The following is a 15,233-nucleotide window of genomic DNA, read 5'->3' on the forward strand; positions in this document are numbered from 1 at the left end:
GTCTCGTCTCCTCAGGCCTGGATCAGTTCGCGTACATCGATGAAGTGACCGGTCACCGCCGCCGCGGCGGCCATCGCCGGGCTAACCAGGTGAGTACGACCACCGGCGCCCTGCCGGCCTTCGAAGTTGCGGTTGGAGGTCGAAGCGCAATGCTCGCCGCTGCCCAGCTTGTCCGGGTTCATCGCCAGGCACATGGAGCAGCCCGGCTCACGCCATTCAAAGCCGGCCTCGATGAAGATCTTGTCCAGTCCCTCTGCCTCGGCCTGCTGCTTGACCAGGCCGGAACCCGGCACCACCAGCGCTTGTTTGACGTTCGCGGCAACCTTGCGACCCTTGGCGACCTCGGCGGCAGCGCGCAGATCTTCGATCCGCGAGTTGGTGCAGGAACCGATAAACACGCGATCCAGCTTGATTTCTGTGATCGGCTGGTTGGCGTTCAGGCCCATGTACTTCAGCGCGCGCACGATGGAATCACGCTTGACCGGATCGGCTTCGACGGCCGGGTCCGGCACGTTCTGGTCGACAGCCAGCACCATTTCCGGCGAGGTGCCCCAACTGACCTGCGGCTTGATGTCCTCGGCCTTCAGCTCGACGATGGTGTCGAAAACCGCATCTTCATCGGAGACCAGACCTTTCCAGAGCTCGACCGCCTTGTCCCAGTCATCGCCCTTCGGTGCGTATGGGCGCCCTTCGACATAGGCGATGGTCTTCTCGTCCACCGCGACCATACCTACGCGGGCACCGGCTTCGATAGACATGTTGCAAATGGTCATGCGCCCTTCCATGGACAGATCGCGAATCGCGCTGCCGGCGAATTCCAGGGCATGGCCATTACCACCAGCGGTGCCGATCTTGCCGATCACGGCCAGCACGATGTCCTTGGCGGTGACGCCGAACGGCAGCTTGCCTTCGACGCGCACCTGCATGTTCTTCATCTTCTTGGCCACCAGGCACTGGGTGGCGAGCACGTGCTCGACTTCGGAGGTACCGATGCCGTGGGCCAGCGCACCGAAGGCGCCGTGGGTGGAGGTGTGCGAGTCACCGCAGACCACCGTCATACCCGGCAGTGTGGCGCCCTGCTCCGGGCCGATGACGTGGACGATGCCCTGACGCACATCGTTCATCTTGAACTCGAGAATGCCGAAGTCATCGCAGTTCTCGTCCAGCGTCTGCACCTGAATGCGCGAAACCTCGTCGGCGATGGCTTCCAGACCGCCCTGACGCTCGCCCTTGGTGGTCGGCACGTTGTGGTCCGGCGTGGCGATATTGGCATCGATGCGCCACGGCTTGCGATTGGCCAGGCGCAGCCCTTCGAAGGCCTGCGGCGAGGTCACTTCGTGGAGGATGTGACGATCGATGTAGATCAGCGACGAACCATCGTCGCGACGTTTCACCTCGTGCATTTCCCAGAGCTTGTCGTAGAGCGTCTTGCCGGCCATCGGACTTTTCCTCATCTGCTTTCTATGCGGGGCGAATAGCCCTTGCGCTTATGGGGACGATGCTAGGGGCTTGCGTTGAATTACTCAAATTCATATTTTTCATCCAATGCATTCCTGTTTGGAATTCACTACCACCGGAAGACTCTCATGGACCTCGCCAACCTCAACGCCTTTATCGCTGTCGCGGAAACCCATAGCTTCTCGCTGGCTGCCGAACGGCTGCACCTGACCCAACCCGCGGTAAGCAAGCGCATCGCCGCGCTGGAAGCGCAGCTGGACGTGCGGTTGTTCGATCGACTGGGCCGCGAGATCAGTCTCACCGAGGCCGGCCGCGCCCTGCTGCCCCGTGCGTATCAGATCCTGAATGTACTGGACGACACCCGCCGCGCCTTGACCAACCTCAACGGCGATATCGGCGGACGACTGAGCCTGGCGACCAGTCATCACATCGGCCTGCATCGTCTACCACCGCTGTTGCGCGCTTTTACCCGCGCCCATCCGCAGGTCAGCCTGGATATCCGCTTTCTCGACTCGGAAGTGGCATATGACGAGGTACTGCACGGCCGTGCCGAGCTGGCGGTGATCACCCTGGCGCCACAGACCGCCGAGCCGGTGCTGGCGGTAAAGGTCTGGGACGATCCACTGGATTTCGTCGTCGCACCGGAACATCCGCTGGCCGCCAAGGCGGATATCACCCTCGCGGATATCGCCGGCCATCCAGCGGTATTCCCCGGCGGCAATACCTTCACCCACCATATCGCCCAGCGCCTGTTCGAGCGCGAGGGGCTGACGCCCAACATCACCATGAGCACCAACTATATGGAAACGATCAAGATGATGGTCTCGATCGGCATCGCCTGGAGCGTGCTGCCACGCCGCATGCTGGACGATCAGGTGGTCAGCCTGCCGTTGCCGGGCATCCAGCTGACACGCCAGCTCGGCTACATCCTGCATCGGGAACGCACCCTGTCCAATGCGGCGAGGGCCTTCATCACGCTGCTGGATGCCGAACGCAACTGACTGGCTAGAATGAAAAAAAGGGCGCCATGCGGCGCCCTTCTTGTGTCTGCTTATCAGCCCTCCAGTGCGGGTCGCTGGTCGGCATTGATCGGGATGCGTTTGGGCTTGGCTTCTTCCGGCACGACACGGACCAGATCGATGTGGAGCAGGCCGCTGTTAAGCGCTGCGCCCTTCACTTCGATGTGATCGGCCAGACGGAACGACAGCTTGAACGCCCGCTGGGCGATGCCCTGGTGCAGGTAGGTGACGTTCTCCGCCTCGTTCTCGCGGCGGCCGCCAGTGATGGTCAGTACGCTACGCTCTACCTGCAGATCGAGGTCAGACTCCTGGAAACCGGCGGCTGCGACCACGATGCGATAGTGATCGTCGCCGTGCTTCTCGATGTTGTAGGGCGGGTACGAGCTGCCGGTGTCGTTACGCAGGGCCGACTCGAACAGGTCGTTGAAGCGGTCGAAGCCCACGGATTGCCGGAACAGAGGGGCCATGGGGAATGAACTCATGATAAACCTCCTGAAATCAGCGAGTTGAAACGGGCGGGACCCGACTTCGGCATCCCGCTGAGCCCTAGATAGGAACCGCACAACAGATTTCAAGATACTGCAAACGAGCCAGGCGACGAGAGGTAGCACATGTCCAGAGTCATGCTGATCACAGGCGCCAGCCGCGGCATCGGCGCCGCCACTGCACGACTGGCGGCGCAACAGGGCTATGCCTTGTGCCTGAATTATCACCAGCGCGCGGACGCGGCGAACGCGGTACTCGAACAGGTACGCGGCCTGGGCGTAACGGCGATCGCCGTACAGGCCGACGTCGCTGACGAGACCCAGGTGCTGCACATGTTCGAAGCTATCGACCGGGAGCTCGGCCGCCTGGACGTGTTGGTCAACAACGCCGGCATGCTCGAGCAGCAGATGCGCCTGGAACAGATGGATGCGGCGCGTTGGGGCCGCGTGCTGGGCGCCAACGTGATCGGCAGCTTCCTGTGCGCACGAGAGGCGATCAAGCGGATGTCGACGCGCCACGGCGGCCAGGGCGGCGCGATCGTGAATCTTTCATCGGTGGCCGCCCGCCTCGGCGCACCGGGTGAGTACATCGACTACGCCGCCGCCAAGGGCGCCATCGACAGCATGACCCTGGGCCTGGCCAAAGAGGTCGCCAGCGAAGGCATCAGGGTCAATGCGGTGCGCCCGGGCGTGATCCATACAGATATCCACGCCGCCGGGGGCGAGCCGGATCGTGTCGAACGGGTCAAGGCAAGTGTGCCGATGGGGCGCGGCGGGCAAGCCGAGGAAATCGCCGAAGCCATCCTCTGGCTCGCCAGCGAACAGGCCAGCTATACCAGCGGAGCGCTACTGGATGTAGCCGGTGGGCGTTGATTCGGCTCAGGCCAATGCGGCGGCACGCAATTCGCGCGTATCGACGCCGAGCATCGCATCGATCCGCGCGCAATCGTTTTCCCGGCGCAGCTCGGCGAACAGCGCCACCGCCTCCGGATAATTGCGGGTCAGCAGGGCCAGCCACTGCTTGAGCCGACCCGGCGCATAACGCGGTGCGATCTTTCCCCGCGCTTGCTGCCAGAAATCCAGCAGCACGGGTCGGAATTCCTCCCAGCTCATCGGCGCGACCTGCTGGCCGGCTTTAGCCGCAGCGATCTGCCGGGCCAGGTCCGGTCGTGAAACCAGCCCGCGCCCCAACATGATGTTTTCTGCACCGCTCACCTCACGGCAACGACGCCAGTCCTCAAGCGACCAGATGTCGCCATTGGCGTAAACCGGCACCGCGACCACCTCCTGCACCCGCGCGACCCACTCCCAATGCGCCGGCGGCTTGTAGCCTTCGACCTTGGTTCGGGCGTGCACCGCCAGCTGCTCTGCCCCACCGGCCACCAGCGCACGGGCGCAATCGAGCGCGCCGTCCGGGCTGTCGAAGCCGAGACGCATCTTGGCGGTTACCGGGATGTCCGCCGGCACGGCTCGGCGCACCTCACAGAGAATCGAATGCAGCAGCTCCGGCTCCTTCAGTAGCACAGCACCGCCGCGGGATTTGTTGACCGTCTTGGCCGGGCAGCCAAAATTGAGGTCGATGGCCGGGGCGCCGAGTGTGCAGGCAAAAGCCGCGTTGTCTGCTAGGCAGATCGGATCGGAGCCCAACAATTGAACGCGCACCGGCGTCCCGGCACGAGTGAGCGCGCCGGCCTTCAGTTCCGCGGCAAGCTTGTCAAAGCTGCTTTGCGGCAACAGGCGATCGGACACCCGAATGAACTCGGTCACGCACCAGTCGACGCCACCCACCCGGGTGAGCACGTCACGAAGGATTTCGTCGACCAGTCCCTCCATGGGCGCCAAAGCAATCTGCATACCGGTCACTACATGATGAAAAGGCCGGCATTGTACGGATGCGCGTGCCCTTTATGAATCGTGTGCCGTTGCCAGGCCGGCCTATCCGCTCACTCTTCGATAGTCCCGCCTATCGTGTCGGTGCCGGTGGTCGCACCCATTCCGCCTGTGGTACCGGAGTTGCCCGTGCCCATGGTGCCCAGAGCGGCGCCGCCCTCCTGCGAGCGATCTTCCCGCCGGTCGGTTGGACGCTGGTTGCTGTCCGTGGAAGGGTTCGGCTGCCGTTCACCCACTACCTCCGCCCGCTGGGCATCGTCTTGCGCCTCGTCCGCTGCTCCAGCGAAAGCCCCGATCGAACTCACCAGGGCCAACCCCATAACCGATGCAATCAACCGCCTCATGGCTACCTCCTCAACATTTGAACACCAGTCAGTTTTCACGCCTGTCCAGCGTCGGACGACGGCGGTGCTCCATGTCGGTTTCGTTGCCGCCATGGCCGGGCTCGGCGTCACGTTCGACGCGCCCGGACCGCGCATCCTGCGCCTCGTTGGATACCGCCTGCCCTTGCTGGTCCTGCTCGTCGAGATATTGGATGTCCTCGCCAATACCCATCGAGCCGTTGCCAGCTGCGCCACGATCCGGCGCAGCCGTGTTCTGGGCCAGCTGCCGCTCCGCCGCCGATAGATCTACGCCCTGGGCGCCCGCTGCCGAAACGAGCGCCACCAGCATTACGACTGACTGAATACGCATGTTCGAATCCTCCGCTTGTTGATCTATAGGCAGTGGGCTATCCAAGGAGTGCGCAGCCGGCGACCGACGGCCAACCGGAACCGCTTGCAGCCAGACGGGGTCACAACCACAACGGAAGGAATTGCATCGCACAGGAGGAGCACCCGATGGAAGTTGCGCTGATACTGGCGACCATGATCTGCAGTTGGGCCTCGGCCGCGCTCGCCATGCTGTGGGGTATGCTGCGCATCGCACGCAGATACCAGTCCAGGCAACCTGGCACCCGGTGCCATCAGCGTCAGGTCGTCGAGCCCATCGATTCACCCACCTCGTGCCGTGCCTGACGGAAATAATTGGCGGAACCCAATTTAATCCGTGACAGCACCAGCGAAAGCTGTAGAATGCGCGTCGCGGGATGGAGCAGTCTGGTAGCTCGTCGGGCTCATAACCCGAAGGTCGTCGGTTCAAATCCGGCTCCCGCAACCAATTCGAAAGGCCACTCAATGAGTGGCCTTTTTTGTTTGGCTCGTCGTCAGGAAGGACCATACGCAGGCTGCGATTCTTGGCTAAACAATTGAATCGCCATGTGTTTTTTTCGAAAAGGCGTTGACATCCAGCGCTTGGGCTGTAGAATGCGCCCCCACAGACGCGGGATGGAGCAGTCTGGTAGCTCGTCGGGCTCATAACCCGAAGGTCGTCGGTTCAAATCCGGCTCCCGCAACCACCTTAAAAAAGGCCACTCGAATGAGTGGCCTTTTTTCGTTTGCGCTCCTTTTCATTTCGTCCCGCCGCTTGCTACGCCCCGCGCCTGCAGAAGAACTAATTCCTTAACGATTTAATTCTTTCCCCTCAAATATCACGCCCAGTAATAAATCCCGACTCTATAAGCGCGAAAGCGCGCAGTCAGTAATCCTGCCTGTCGACTTATTCAGACAAAGGATAATTAGCGGCGGATTTATAGCCACGCATGATGGCACCGGAAGCCAGCGAGCTAAACCGCCTTTTCTGGCAAATCAATTAGTTAGCTACGCTGCCATGAAGCGCTGCCCATCCAGACCATTTTTTTGGCTCCCTAACTTGACTTCGATCACATTATGGCGGATATCTATTCGCGACAGGGAGTAACACGCCGCACCGCAGTTAAAGACCAACCGGACAGGTCAACTTTTGCGACAAAAGATTTAAACCCCCTGCCTGTTTAGTAGCGCTTCTATTCTTTAGAAGTGCGAGGGTTTTTCTGGCCTTTCGAATTTGTTGTAGTCACTGGAAAGTGTTCCGGTGTGCGGTAGCTTTGCCCGATAGCGCCGAGTACCGCCCCATCCAGGTTGCGGCCAGCCCTGCCACAGGCAATCGACAAATAATTAAATCGCTGAACGCGACTATTGATGTCGATGGCGGTAGCTTTGTCTTTCGATTATTTGAAAGTGATTTAAATCAAATCTGTTGTTCGTAAGTACGTCGTTCCGCTACAGCATCTTTGCAGTAACTGCCCAATACTCGAACCGGTGCCGCATCTGCATTTCACCAGCCTTCCCAGCACCGCCTCACCTAGCCAAATCGCGCAGGGAGAACGACCGTGTCATCCATTCTCTATAACTTTGAAGATCAGGATCAGGCTCACATTGTTTCGCAGATAAACCAGAACGGATTTGCCTGTCTGCACAACTTTCTGGACAAGTTCCAATTGCATCAACTGCGCGAGCAGGTGTATGAGCAGGCCCGCCGTCATCATGGTGAATACTTCGCTCACCACGATAGCGAGCCTGTCGCGGACTCGCTGGTCGCAGAACTGGGCAACGCGCCGGAGTTCCAGAAGTTGCTCGCCGATACCTACCGCGCCGGTGCCGGTCAGGCCGCCTATAGCGATCGCATCTACATGGTGATGCGCTGCGTGCAGGGACGGACCGGGCGCAAGGAGTCGAACTGCTTTCACTTCGATGCCTCGCTGGTGACCGCACTGTTGCCCGTAGAGATTCCGCAGGACGGCGAGGAACGTGGCGATCTGCTGCTGTTTCCCAATCTCCGGACGATCCGCCGGTTAACGCTGTTCAACGTGGTGGAGAAAGCGCTACTGCAGAACCGCTTGAGTCGCCGGCTCATCACCCGGGCGATCACCATCGGCCTGCTCAAGCCCCAGCGCCTGCAACTGGTGCCGGGCAATCTGTATCTGTTCTGGGGCTACCGATCCCTGCACGCCAATGAACCCTGCGATCCGGCGAAGCTGCGTGCGACCGCCATCTTCCACTACGGCGATCCGCATGCAGGGAGCCTGCTGACCCGCATGATCCTCAAGCGAACCCAGCGCCGGGCTGCACGCGCCAGCGTGATCGGTGAACACCAGGCCGCCTGAGCCAGCCCATCCGTCCGCTTGCCCTCCTCCGCCTGCGGTCCCGGCAAGCGAACCACTCGATAAGGAAATCACCATGATCAACGTGACCAAGTCCTACCTGGGCAGCAAGAACAAGTTCAAGGCGTATGTGGACAGGATCTACAACACCGGCTGGCTCACCAACCACGGGCCGTTGGTGACAGCGCTCGAGCAGCGGCTCAAGGACTACCTCGGCGTCCGGAACATCATCCTGACCAACAATGGCACCATCGCCCTGCAGATCGCCTACCGCGCGCTCGCCATCACCGGCAGCGCAATCACAACGCCGTTCAGCTTCGTCGCCACCACCAGCTCGCTGCAATGGGAAGGTATACGGCCGATCTTCGCCGATATCGATCCGGCGACCTGGAACCTCGACCCGGCGCAGATCGAACGGCATATCGAGGCCGATACATCGGCCATCGTCGCTACCCATGTATTCGGCAACCCCTGCGATGTAGAACGCATCGAGCAGATCGCACGCAGACACGGCCTCAAGGTGATCTACGATGGTGCCCATGCCTTCGGCGTCCGGCACCAGGGTCGCTCGGTTTACGAATGGGGCGACATCAGCACCCTGAGTTTCCACGCGACCAAGCTGTTCCACACCATCGAGGGTGGCGCCATCGTCACCAACGATGACGACCTGGCCGAGCGCATCCGCCTGCTCTGCAACTTCGGCATCGTCGATACCGACCAGATCGACGGTATCGGCATCAATGCCAAGCTGAACGAATTTTCCGCGGCGATGGGCATGTGCGTACTCGACGATATCGAGCTGATTCTCGAGTGCCGCGCGGAGATCGGCCATCGCTACGAGCGACGCCTCGGCGGCCACTTCGACCTGCAGAGGGCGCAGGCCGACTCCCAATGCAACTACAGCTACTTTCCCGTTGCGCTGGCCAACGAAGGCCAACTGCTGAGCTGCCGGACTCAGTTGAACGAAAACGGCATCAATCCGCGTCGCTACTTCTATCCCTCGCTGGACACGCTCGAGCACTTGCAGCCCCAGGAGCCGCAGCCGAACTCCCGCTCGCTGAGTCGTCGGGTGCTGTGCCTGCCGATCTATCCCGGCCTGCCGCGCAAGGTGCAGGACAAGGTCATACAGACGCTGATCCAGGAGTCGATCCATAGCACGGAGTCGAGCCGGACGCTGTTCCAGCCATTCGTGGATGCCTTCGGGATGCTCGGCATCGAACGCATGCCTGCGCCCGATTACAAGCACATCTCCTGAGTGATGAGGGCGACCACGACTCATGTCAGATCCCAAGCGGCTATCGGTTATCCGCAACACCGGCCTGAATTACCTCGGCCAGGCTTACGCCCTGCTGATCGGCATCCTGATCCTGCCGTTCTACCTGGGCCACCTGGGCGCGGAGGCGTACGGGCTGATCGGCTTCTTCGCCGTGCTGCAGGCCTGGCTGCAGCTGCTCGATGCGGGGATGTCGCCGGCACTGGTGCGGCAGGTGGCGCACTATCGCGGCCAGGGTGATCTGCCCGCGGGTCCCGGGCCGGCCGGGCGCCTGCTGCGCTCGTTCGAGCTGATGCTGCTACCGATTGCAGTGGCGACCTGCGTGGCGATCTATCTGAGCAGCGGCTGGATCGCCGATACCTGGTTGCAGGCACGCGAACTCAGCACCGGGACCATCGGAAACTGCATCAGCCTGATGGGCCTGATGGTCGGCTTGCGTCTGTATGCAACGCTGTACAAGAGCGGCCTGCAAGGGGTCGAGCTGCATGGCTGGCTGAATGCGGCGAACATTCTGATCGCCACGCTGCGCTACTTCGGCGGGCTGGTTCTGGTTGCCTTCGTCTCGCAGGATCCGCTGGACTTCTTCTTGTTTCAGGCTGCCGTTGCGCTGGTGGAGACGCTCGCCTTCGCCAGCAAGGCCTACGTTCAGCTGACCGCTCCGCGGCTGCTGACGGGCATCGATTGGCAGGTCGTCCGGCCGGTGCTGCCGTTCGCCGGCGGCATGTTCTTCACCTCGCTGCTCTGGATCGCACTGACCCAGCTGGACAAAGTGCTGCTGTCCAAGGTGCTGCTGCTCAAGGAGTACGGCTATTTCTCGCTGGTGGCGCTGATCACCACCGGCATCATGACGCTGACCAACCCGCTGGTGCAGACCCTGCTGCCGCGCATGACGATGCTCGTGGCCGAGGGACGGATCGCCGACATGGAGCGGCTCTACCTGAATGCCAGTCGCTTCGTCTGCAGCGTGCTGTTTCCGCTGGCCGCGGTGATCGCCTGGCACGGGCAGGCGCTGATATTCGCCTGGACCGGCGACCAGGCTGCGGCCCAGTGGAGCGAGCGCATGCTGTTCTGGTACGTGCCGGGCAGCGCGCTGATGGCGGTGGGCGCGTTCCAGTTCTACCTGCAGTACGCCTATGGCCAGCTACGGCTGCACATCTGGTACAGCGTCATTTCGACAGCCATCAGCATGCCGATCGTGATCTACGCAGCCCTGATGCACGGCGCCTATGGCGCGGCGCTGGCGTGGTTCTTTTTGCGGTTGGCGACCCTCCTGATCTGGCCGCCGGTTGTGCATCGACGCTTCGCACCCAGGCTGCACGGCATCTGGATCGGCGAGATGCTGCGCATCAGCGCCATGACCGCACTCGGTCTGGCCCTGGGCGAGCCCCTGTTCGTGGCGCTCGTCAGCGACAACCGCTTCGACATCCTGCTGGCACTGGCCACAAGCGGGGCAGTCTGCCTATTGCTGGTCCTCGTCAGCTCGAAGTCCCTGCTACTCAAGCTTCATCTACTCATCATCAAGCGAGCATCCAAAAATGGAATTGAAGAGCGAGCAAGCCTTGATTGAACGCTGGGGCGGCCGGACCGAGCCGCTGCTGAGCATCGTCTGCCTGGCGTACAACCACGCATCCTTTATCAGGAAGACGCTGGAAAGCTTCCTCCAGCAGGAAACGGACTTCCCTTTCGAGGTGATCGTCCATGACGACGCCTCGACCGACACCACGGCCGCGATCATTGCCGACTACGTGGCGCGCTATCCGGCCATCATCAAGCCGATCTACCAGACCCAGAACCAGTTCAGTCTGGGCGTGCCGTTCAGTACCCGTCTGTTCGCTCGCGCAGCCGGCAAGTACATCGCTTACTGCGAAGGCGACGACTACTGGACCGACCCGAGCAAGCTGCAGCAGCAGGTGGATTTTCTGGAGCAGCACCGCGACTACGTCATCACCTTCCACGATGCGTTCATGTTCAACAGCAAGGGCATCATCCAGAGCCCGCAGCTCACCGGAAAGCTGCGCCGGGACGCCAGTGCCCTCGAGTTGATGCGGGGCCGCCCGCTCTCGACGTTGACGGTGTGTTTTCGCAACCTGATTCAGGAACTGCCGCCGGAGCTGCTCGGCGTGGAGGTGCTGGATATTTGCTGGTGGTCGCTGCTCGGCGCCTACGGCAAGGGCAAGTTCATGGAAGGCATCAGCCCAGCTGCCTATCGCGTGCACGAGGGCGGAATCTTCTCCATGCGGCCAAGCAAGCAGCGCATCCAGATGGCCATGCATGCGCACTACTCCCTGGCGCGCTACTACAACCGCATCGGTAATCGCGAGCTGTACGAGTATTTCCTGATCCAGGTGTTCGGTGAATGTCTAGCGCTGGTCTCGCCGTTCAGCAAGCTCCAGGCGCTCTCGACCATCGCACAGAACATCGGCCTCAATCTGCTGCGCCGATTGAGCCCCCGCCTGGCCAGAAGCTGATCCCCAGCCCCGAAACTCTCGAAACAACGCACCATGAGGAAGGATTCCCAATGACTGCCTTGACCCGATCTTCGCTGGAATACGATGCCGACAACCGCATCGACCTGGCCGGCATCATGCGCACCGCCTACGACCACAAGGCGCTGATTATCGCCATCACCGGGCTGTTCACCGCCTTGGGTATCGTCTACGCCCTCATCGCCACGCCGATCTACCAGGCCACCGCGATGATCCAGATCGAGCCGAAGAAGGCCGCCATCACCGGCGTACCGGAGGTCGTGCCGCGCCCCGACTCGGTTTCCCAGGCGGTCACCGAGATCTCGTTGCTCAAATCCCGCGCCGTGCTGGGCAAAGCGGTCGAGGAACTGAAGCTGTACATCGTCGCCAGGCCCCGCCATTTCCCGCTGATTGGCGCCTTCATGGCGCGCCGGCATGACCCGGCAACCGATGGTGCACTGGCCGCACCGCTGTTCGGTCTGACCGGCTATGCCTGGGGTGGCGAGAAGCTCGATGTGTTCCAGCTCGACGTTCCGGAAGACTACCTGGGCATGGAGCTGACGCTGGTGGCCGGGACCGCTGGCAACTTCGGTCTGTATGACGACGAGCAGCAACTGATCCTGCGTGGCCAGGTCAACCAGGCCATCGAAAGCCAGGGTTTCAAGGTGCAGATCGCCGAACTGCAGGCACGCCCGGGCACCGAATTCGTCCTGCTCAGGAATCGCCCGCAGACCACCGCTCTGGATTACCAGGATCGCCTGAAGGTCGGCGAGGCCGGCAAGGACTCCGGCATCATCTACATGTCGCTGGAAGATCCGGACCCGCAGCTGGCCAGCCGTGTGCTGGACGAGATCAGCCGTCTGTACGTCCAGCAGAACATCCAGCGCAGCTCCGCCGAGGCGGCCCAGCGGTTGGACTTCCTGCGCTCGCAGCTGCCCCAGGTGCGCAAGGAGCTGGAAAAGGCCGAAGCCGCGTTGCACGACTACCAGACCAGCTCCAAGTCGGTGGACATCAGCATCGAGACCAAGGGCGTGCTGGACCAGATCGTCGCGCTGGAGACCCAACTGTCGGAGCTGACGCTCAAGCGGGTCGACTACGACCGTCTCTATACCCGCGAGCACCCGACCTACCGCACGCTGATGACCCAGATGAACGAGCTGCAGGCACAGAAGGCGCAGCTGTTGAAAAAGGTCGACGCCTTGCCCATGACGCAGCAGGAGCTGCTGCGCCTCAAACGTGACATGGAAGTCACGACCCAGACCTATACGCTGCTGATGAACCAGGCGCAGGAGCAGGACATTCTCCGCGCCGGAACCATCGGTAACGTACGCATCATCGACAACGCCTACTCGATGATCGAGAAGCCGTCCAAGCCGGTTCGCCCGCTGGTGGTGGCGCTCGCCCTCTTCGTCGGCCTGCTGGTCTCGGCGGCGGTGATCCTGCTGCGCCAGGCGTTCTACCGTGGCGTGGAAAGCCCGGACGTGATCGAGAAGCTCGGCGTACCGGTGTACGCCGGCCTGCCCTACAGCGCCTCGCAGGAGCAGCTGAACCGGCGGCGCAAGACACGCGACGGCAAGACCCGCCTGCTCAGCATCAGCGAGCCGACCGACCTGGCCGTCGAATCGCTGCGCAGCCTGCGCACCAGCCTCAAGTTCGCCATGCTCGAGGCACGCAACAAGGTGCTGATGATCACCAGCCCGACGCCCTCGGTGGGCAAGTCGTTCGTCTCCAGCAACCTCGCCGCGGTCATCGCCCAGACCGGCCAGCGCGTGCTGCTGATCGATGGCGACATGCGCCGCGGCTACCTGCACACGCTGTTCGGCATGACGCCGCGCAACGGCCTGTCGGATGCATTGGCAGGCGGCCTCGACCTGGCGGCGATCATCAACCGTACCGAGCTGAAGAACCTGCATTTCATCTCTGCCGGATTCTCCGCGCCGAACCCGTCCGAACTGCTCATGCACGAGAACTTCTCGCGGCTGCTCAAGGAGGCGGAAAAGCTCTACGACTTCATCATCATCGACACGCCGCCGGTGCTGGCTGTCACCGATGCGGTCCTGGTGGCGCAGCAGGCCGGCACCAATCTGCTGGTGGCCCGCTTCGGTCTCAGCACCGGCTCGCAGATCGATGCCTCCAAGCGCCGTCTGGCGCAGAACGGCGTGCTGCTCAAGGGCGTGATCCTCAACGCGGTGAAACGCAAGGCCTCCACTTCGCCGTACGACAGCGGCGCCTATGGCTATTACACCTACACCACCCAGAAAGCCTGAATGCAGACACGGAGGTGCGCCATGCTCAGAACCGTCTCGATGATGCAGCCCTACCTTTTTCCCTATCTGGGCTATTTTCAGTTGATCGCCCTCAGCGACGTATTCGTGCTGGGCGACGACCTGCAATACGTGAAGGGCTCATGGATGAACCGCAACCGGATACTGGTCAACGGTCAGCCCAAGCTGATCACCTTCCCGCTACGCAAGGGCCATCAGACCGAGCGCATCAACCAACGCTGGCTGTGCGATGACTTCGACAAGGAAGCCGCGGCCCTGATGAAGACGCTCGAGCGCAGCTATGCCAGGGCGCCGCAGCGCGACACGGTGCTGCCGCTGATCCAGAGCATCCTCGAATGCCCCGAGCGCAACCTGGCGACCTTTACCGAGCATTCGCTGCGCCGGCTGTGCGCCTATCTGGATATCCGCACACCGATCTACCGCGGCTCCAGCCTCGATCTGCCGGCAAGGATGGACATGCAGGAGCGCGTCATCCAGATCACCCATCGCATGGATGGCGAACTCTACCTCAACCCCATCGGCGGCATGGAGCTGTACTGCCCCGCCCGCTTTCGCGCCGAGGGGCTGCTGCTGCGCTTCCTGCGCATGGACGATGACGTCGTCTACCCCCAGCTCAAGCATGCATTCGTGCCGTCGCTGTCGATCATCGACGTGATGATGTTCAACAGCCGCGAACAACTGAAGGGCCTGCTGCTGCGTTTCAGCGTGGTGGAAGGCCACGAGAAACGAGCAACGCTGATGCCGGCATGACCGCTATTGGCCGTAGGAATACGGAAACGTCGACAAGGGAAGGACACCTTCATGACCACCGCCACAACCACACGCTGGTACCTGATCCAGACCAAGCCGCGACAGGAGGCTCGCGCCGAGGAACACCTGCTGCGCCAGCACTTCGAGTGCTATCGGCCGCTCAAGGCGCCCTCGACCAGCCGTGGCTCGGCGCCCGGCCGAAACGGCGAGGCGCTGTTTCCGGGTTACCTGTTCATCCGCCTCGATTGCACACATGACAACTGGTACCCGATCCGCTCGACGCGTGGCGTGAGCCGCGTAGTGACCTTCGGCGGCCAGCCGACGCCGGTACGCGACGAGCTGATCGAACAGCTGCGACAACGCCTGGCCCGGGACGAACGCCCGACGAACCTGACCTTCAAGCCGGGCGAGCGGGTCCAGGTCTGCGGTGGCAGCTTCGCCGATATCGAAGCCATCTTCGTCGCCAGCGATGGCGAGGAGCGCTCGATCATCCTGCTCAACCTGCTGCAGCGAGAACAGAAGGTACGGGTGCCCAACCGCTACCTTCAGTGCCATGCCTGAGATCAGGCGGGTTCTCGCTGAACCCGCA

15 protein-coding genes and 2 tRNA genes are annotated in these 15,233 nt (G+C 61.9%); 12 read left to right on the top strand and 5 right to left on the bottom strand.

All coding sequences use genetic code 11. From position 1 onward, the window contains the following. Positions 1-11: 11 nt before the first annotated feature. Positions 12-1,439 (bottom strand): 3-isopropylmalate dehydratase large subunit, encoded by a 1,428-nt coding sequence (gene leuC, locus NAO55_RS14675; RefSeq protein WP_102841372.1) that lies wholly within the window; start codon positions 1,437-1,439, stop codon positions 12-14. Between the two features lie 147 nt (positions 1,440-1,586). On the opposite strand from leuC, the gene NAO55_RS14680 reads away from it, so the two are divergent. Then, complete coding sequence (locus NAO55_RS14680; RefSeq protein ID WP_102841373.1) at positions 1,587-2,459, top strand: LysR family transcriptional regulator; 873 nt, start codon at positions 1,587-1,589, stop codon at positions 2,457-2,459. A 53-nt stretch (positions 2,460-2,512) separates the two neighbouring features. Here the strand turns inward: NAO55_RS14680 and NAO55_RS14685 are convergent, their stop codons facing one another. Then, entirely contained in the window at positions 2,513-2,959 is a 447-nt protein-coding gene (locus NAO55_RS14685; protein ID WP_063543544.1) for an Hsp20 family protein, read from the bottom strand. 129 nt (positions 2,960-3,088) lie between these two features. On the opposite strand from NAO55_RS14685, the gene NAO55_RS14690 reads away from it, so the two are divergent. Continuing rightward, entirely contained in the window at positions 3,089-3,835 is a 747-nt protein-coding gene (locus NAO55_RS14690; RefSeq protein WP_102841374.1) for an SDR family oxidoreductase, read from the top strand. A gap of 6 nt (positions 3,836-3,841) precedes the next feature. Here the strand turns inward: NAO55_RS14690 and NAO55_RS14695 are convergent, their stop codons facing one another. From NAO55_RS14695 to NAO55_RS14705, 3 genes are all read right to left on the bottom strand, one after another. Beyond that, the gene (locus tag NAO55_RS14695) at positions 3,842-4,816 is read right to left on the bottom strand and encodes a tRNA dihydrouridine synthase (protein ID WP_102841375.1); all 975 of its coding nucleotides are present in this window, start codon (positions 4,814-4,816) and stop codon (positions 3,842-3,844) included. Between the two features lie 89 nt (positions 4,817-4,905). After that, positions 4,906-5,196, bottom strand: coding sequence for a hypothetical protein (locus tag NAO55_RS14700; protein ID WP_102841376.1), 291 nt, complete (start codon positions 5,194-5,196; stop codon positions 4,906-4,908). Between the two features lie 28 nt (positions 5,197-5,224). Then, positions 5,225-5,545 carry a hypothetical protein gene (locus NAO55_RS14705; protein WP_102841377.1) on the bottom strand — a complete coding sequence of 107 codons (321 nt, stop codon included), beginning with the start codon at positions 5,543-5,545 and terminating at the stop codon, positions 5,225-5,227. Positions 5,546-5,691: 146 nt separating this feature from the next. Here NAO55_RS14705 and NAO55_RS14710 point away from each other — a divergent pair, with 146 nt between their 5' ends. The 10 genes from NAO55_RS14710 (at position 5,692) to rfaH (ending at position 15,205) form a co-directional block, all read left to right on the top strand. Further along, on the top strand, positions 5,692-5,868 hold the full coding sequence (locus tag NAO55_RS14710) for a hypothetical protein (protein ID WP_180981664.1): 177 nt from the start codon (positions 5,692-5,694) through the stop codon (positions 5,866-5,868). Between the two features lie 65 nt (positions 5,869-5,933). Next, a tRNA-Met gene (locus NAO55_RS14715) sits at positions 5,934-6,010 on the top strand. Positions 6,011-6,171: 161 nt separating this feature from the next. Then, a tRNA-Met gene (locus tag NAO55_RS14720) sits at positions 6,172-6,248 on the top strand. An 852-nt stretch (positions 6,249-7,100) separates the two neighbouring features. Further along, positions 7,101-7,874: a hypothetical protein gene (locus tag NAO55_RS14725; RefSeq protein ID WP_102841378.1), complete on the top strand. Its 774-nt coding sequence runs from the start codon at positions 7,101-7,103 to the stop codon at positions 7,872-7,874. A gap of 73 nt (positions 7,875-7,947) precedes the next feature. Then, complete coding sequence (locus NAO55_RS14730; RefSeq protein WP_102841379.1) at positions 7,948-9,126, top strand: DegT/DnrJ/EryC1/StrS family aminotransferase; 1,179 nt, start codon at positions 7,948-7,950, stop codon at positions 9,124-9,126. Between the two features lie 22 nt (positions 9,127-9,148). Beyond that, positions 9,149-10,711, top strand: a complete 1,563-nt coding sequence (locus NAO55_RS14735; RefSeq protein WP_102841380.1) for a lipopolysaccharide biosynthesis protein — start codon at positions 9,149-9,151, stop codon at positions 10,709-10,711. After that, a complete protein-coding gene (locus tag NAO55_RS14740) occupies positions 10,680-11,612 on the top strand; it encodes a glycosyltransferase family 2 protein (protein ID WP_102841452.1) in 933 nt (310 codons plus the stop codon). Before NAO55_RS14735 ends, NAO55_RS14740 begins: the two co-directional genes overlap by 32 nt. A gap of 50 nt (positions 11,613-11,662) precedes the next feature. Beyond that, complete coding sequence (locus tag NAO55_RS14745; protein WP_102841381.1) at positions 11,663-13,876, top strand: polysaccharide biosynthesis tyrosine autokinase; 2,214 nt, start codon at positions 11,663-11,665, stop codon at positions 13,874-13,876. A 21-nt stretch (positions 13,877-13,897) separates the two neighbouring features. Next, entirely contained in the window at positions 13,898-14,644 is a 747-nt protein-coding gene (locus tag NAO55_RS14750) for a WbqC family protein (protein ID WP_102841382.1), read from the top strand. A gap of 51 nt (positions 14,645-14,695) precedes the next feature. Further along, positions 14,696-15,205 carry a transcription/translation regulatory transformer protein RfaH gene (gene rfaH / locus NAO55_RS14755; RefSeq protein ID WP_102841383.1) on the top strand — a complete coding sequence of 170 codons (510 nt, stop codon included), beginning with the start codon at positions 14,696-14,698 and terminating at the stop codon, positions 15,203-15,205. Positions 15,206-15,233: the final 28 nt, after the last annotated feature.

The sequence above is a fragment of the Stutzerimonas frequens genome, assembly GCF_024448335.1.
GTDB classification, from domain to species: domain Bacteria; phylum Pseudomonadota; class Gammaproteobacteria; order Pseudomonadales; family Pseudomonadaceae; genus Stutzerimonas; species Stutzerimonas frequens.